A 3,099-nucleotide genomic window follows, 5' to 3' on the forward strand; every position below is an offset into this window, starting at 1 on the left:
TGTTTCCGGGTATTGCAGATTTTGCCTGCGGGCCACGCCTCGGCGGGGAGTCTTTAGTAATAGTTCTATTCAGGACAGGCAATCGATAGATATGGATAATCGCTCGGTTCCATGACTTCCGATGGATGTCAGTTTGATCTGAAGGATTAAGGAGAAGGTCATGCTGCTGGCGCTGTTGATCGCGCTGCCATTCCTGGGCTGCTGCCTGCCGGTGCTGTTCGAGCGCCTGGGGCGCAACGCCTGCGCGGCCGCGGCGGCCGTGGCGCCGCTGCTGGGGCTGGGCCTGCTGTTCAGCCAGCGCGGGGTGCTCGGCGGCGAACGCCTGCTGGCGCGCCACGACTGGCTACCGGAGCTGGGCCTGAACCTCAGCCTGCGCCTGGACGGCCTGGGCTTCCTGTTCGCCCTGCTGATCCTCGGCATCGGCCTGCTGGTGATCCTCTACGCCCGCTACTACCTCTCCGAACGCGAGCCCACCGGGCGTTTCTTCGGTTTCCTGCTGCTGTTCATGGGCGCCATGCTCGGCGTGGTGCTCAGCGAGAACCTGCTGCTGATGCTGGTGTTCTGGGAGCTGACCAGCCTCTCGTCATTCCTCCTGATCGGTTTCTGGAACCAGCGCTCGGACGCCCGCCAGGGCGCGCGCATGGCCCTGGCGGTCACCGGTGGCGGCGGCCTGGCGCTGCTCGCCGGCATCCTGCTGATCGGCCAGGTGGTGGGCAGCTTCGAGCTGAGCGACGTGCTCGTCGCGCGCGAGGCGTTGCAGGCCAGCCCGCTGTTCCCGCTGATCCTGGTGCTGGTGCTGCTCGGGGTGTTCACCAAGTCGGCGCAGTTCCCCTTCCACTTCTGGCTGCCCCACGCGATGGCGGCGCCGACGCCGGTGTCGGCGTACCTGCACTCGGCGACCATGGTCAAGGCCGGGGTGTTCCTCCTGGCGCGCCTGTACCCGGCGCTGGCGGGCAACGACCTGTGGTTCTACCTGGTCGGCCTGACCGGCCTCGCGACCCTGCTGCTGGGCGCCTTCCTGGCGCTGTTCCAGAACGACCTCAAGGGCCTGCTGGCGTACTCGACCATCAGCCACCTGGGCCTGATCACCCTGCTGTTCGGCCTGGATTCGCCGATGGCCAACGTCGCGGCGATCTTCCACATCATCAACCACGCGACCTTCAAGGCCTCGCTGTTCATGGCCGCCGGGATCATCGACCACGAGACCGGCAGCCGCGACATGCGCCGCATCAACGGCCTGTGGAAGTACATGCCGCACACCGCGGTGCTGGCGATGGTGGCCTCGGCGTCGATGGCCGGGGTGCCGCTGCTCAACGGCTTCCTGAGCAAGGAAATGTTCTTCGGCGAGACCCTCTCGCAGAACATGGCCGGCCCCTTCAACTGGCTGATCCCGACCCTCGCCACCGTGGCGACGCTGTTCTCGGTGGCGTACTCGGTGCGCTTCATCCATGACGTGTTCTTCAACGGCGAGCCGATCAACCTGCCGAAGACGCCCCATGAGCCGCCGCGCTACATGAAGGTGCCGGTGGAGATTCTCGTCGGCCTGTGCCTGCTGGTCGGCATCGCGCCGGCCTGGACGGTGGCGCCGCTGCTCGCGGCGGCGGCCTCGGCCAGCCTCAACGGCGCGCTGCCGGACTACAGCCTGGCGATCTGGCACGGCTTCAACACGCCGTTGCTGATGAGCACCATCGCGTTGCTCGGCGGCATCGTCCTGTACCTGCAACGGGCGCCGCTGTTCGCCTGGTTCGCCGGGTTGCCGGCGCTGAACGCCCGGCAGCTGTTCGAGCAGCAGGTGCAGCGCCTGGTGCGCCTGGCCCGTGGGCTGACCGGCCTGCTGGAAAACGGTTCGTTGCAGCGCTACGTGCTCTGGCTGCTGCTGACGGCGGTGCTGGTGGTCTGCGTCGGGCTCGCCGGGTTGCCGGCCCTGGCCGGTAGCCGCGCGTTCGCCGAACTCGATGGCGTCACAGCGCTGTGTCTGGCGCTACTGGCCCTGGCCGGGCCGTTGACCGCGGTACTGCATCGCCAGCGCCTGGTGGCGCTGATCGTCCTGAGCATCGCCGGCCTGCTGGTGGCCCTGGCCTTCGCCCGCTTCGCCGCGCCGGACCTGGCGTTGACCCAGCTGTCGGTGGAAGTGGTGACCATGGTCCTGCTGATGCTCGCGCTCTACTACCTGCCACAGCGCACCCCGAAGGAAAGCAGCAGCCTGCGCGGCCTGCGCGACTTCCTGGTGGCGCTGGCCTGCGGGGTGATGGTGGCGCTGCTGGCCTACGCGGTGCTCAGCCGCCCCTACGCCAGCATCGCCGGCTACTACCTGGAGCACAGCGTCAGCGGCGGCGGCGGGCACAACGTGGTGAACGTCATCCTGGTCGACTTCCGCGGCTTCGACACCCTCGGCGAGATCAGCGTGCTGGCCATCGCCGCGGTGGGCATCTTCGCCCTGCTCGACGGCCTGCGCCTGCCGCGCCGCCCGCGCGACGGCGAAGGCCTGGCCTGGGCGGCGGACGTCCATCCGCCGATCCTCGCCACCCTGGCGCGGCTGCTGCTGCCGCTGGCGCTGCTGGTGGCGGTGTTCATCTTCCTGCGCGGGCACAACCTGCCCGGCGGCGGCTTCATCGCCGGGCTGGTCACCGCGGTGGCGCTGATCCTCCAGTACATCGCCTGCGGCAGCCGCTGGGTGCGCACCCGCCTGCCGCTGAACTACTCGCGCACGGCCGGCCTCGGGGTGTTCATCGCCGGCCTCACCGGGCTGGGCAGCTGGGCCTTCGGCTACCCGTTCCTGACCTCGTCCTTCGGCCATTTCCAGCTGCCGCTGGTGGGCGAGTTCGAGCTGGCCACGGCCATGCTCTTCGACCTGGGCGTCTATCTCACGGTGGTGGGCGCGACCCTGCTGATCCTCGCCGGCCTCGGCGAGCTGAACGCGCCGCCGGAGCCGGCGCCGGCCAAGGAGGCGCGCTGATGGAAGCGCTGTTCGCCATCACCCTCGGCCTGCTCACCGCGAGCGGCGTGTACCTGCTGCTGCGGGCGCGTACCTTCCCGGTAGTGCTGGGGCTGACCCTGATTTCCTACGCGGTGAACCTGTTCCTCTTCGCCATGGGCCGG

The 3,099-nt window shown here is 68.6% G+C and carries 2 protein-coding genes; both read left to right on the forward strand.

Annotated features, from left to right (window positions below; translation table 11 throughout):
* Positions 1-160: 160 nt before the first annotated feature.
* Positions 161-2,956 carry a monovalent cation/H+ antiporter subunit A gene (locus tag P3W75_RS30360; RefSeq protein WP_276231031.1) on the forward strand — a complete coding sequence of 932 codons (2,796 nt, stop codon included), beginning with the start codon at positions 161-163 and terminating at the stop codon, positions 2,954-2,956.
* On the forward strand, positions 2,956-3,099 hold a 144-nt coding region (locus P3W75_RS30365), incomplete at its 3' end, for an NADH-quinone oxidoreductase subunit K (RefSeq protein ID WP_276231032.1). The genes P3W75_RS30360 and P3W75_RS30365, both read left to right, overlap by 1 nt.

This window comes from Pseudomonas citronellolis, assembly GCF_029335315.1.
Classification (GTDB): domain Bacteria; phylum Pseudomonadota; class Gammaproteobacteria; order Pseudomonadales; family Pseudomonadaceae; genus Pseudomonas; species Pseudomonas citronellolis_A.

What these genes read in the sequence shown, in the direction of transcription:
- P3W75_RS30360 (WP_276231031.1), top strand. Translation starts at nt 161, where the DNA reads ATGCTGCTGGCGCTGTTGATCGCGCTGCCATTCCTGGGCTGCTGCCTG.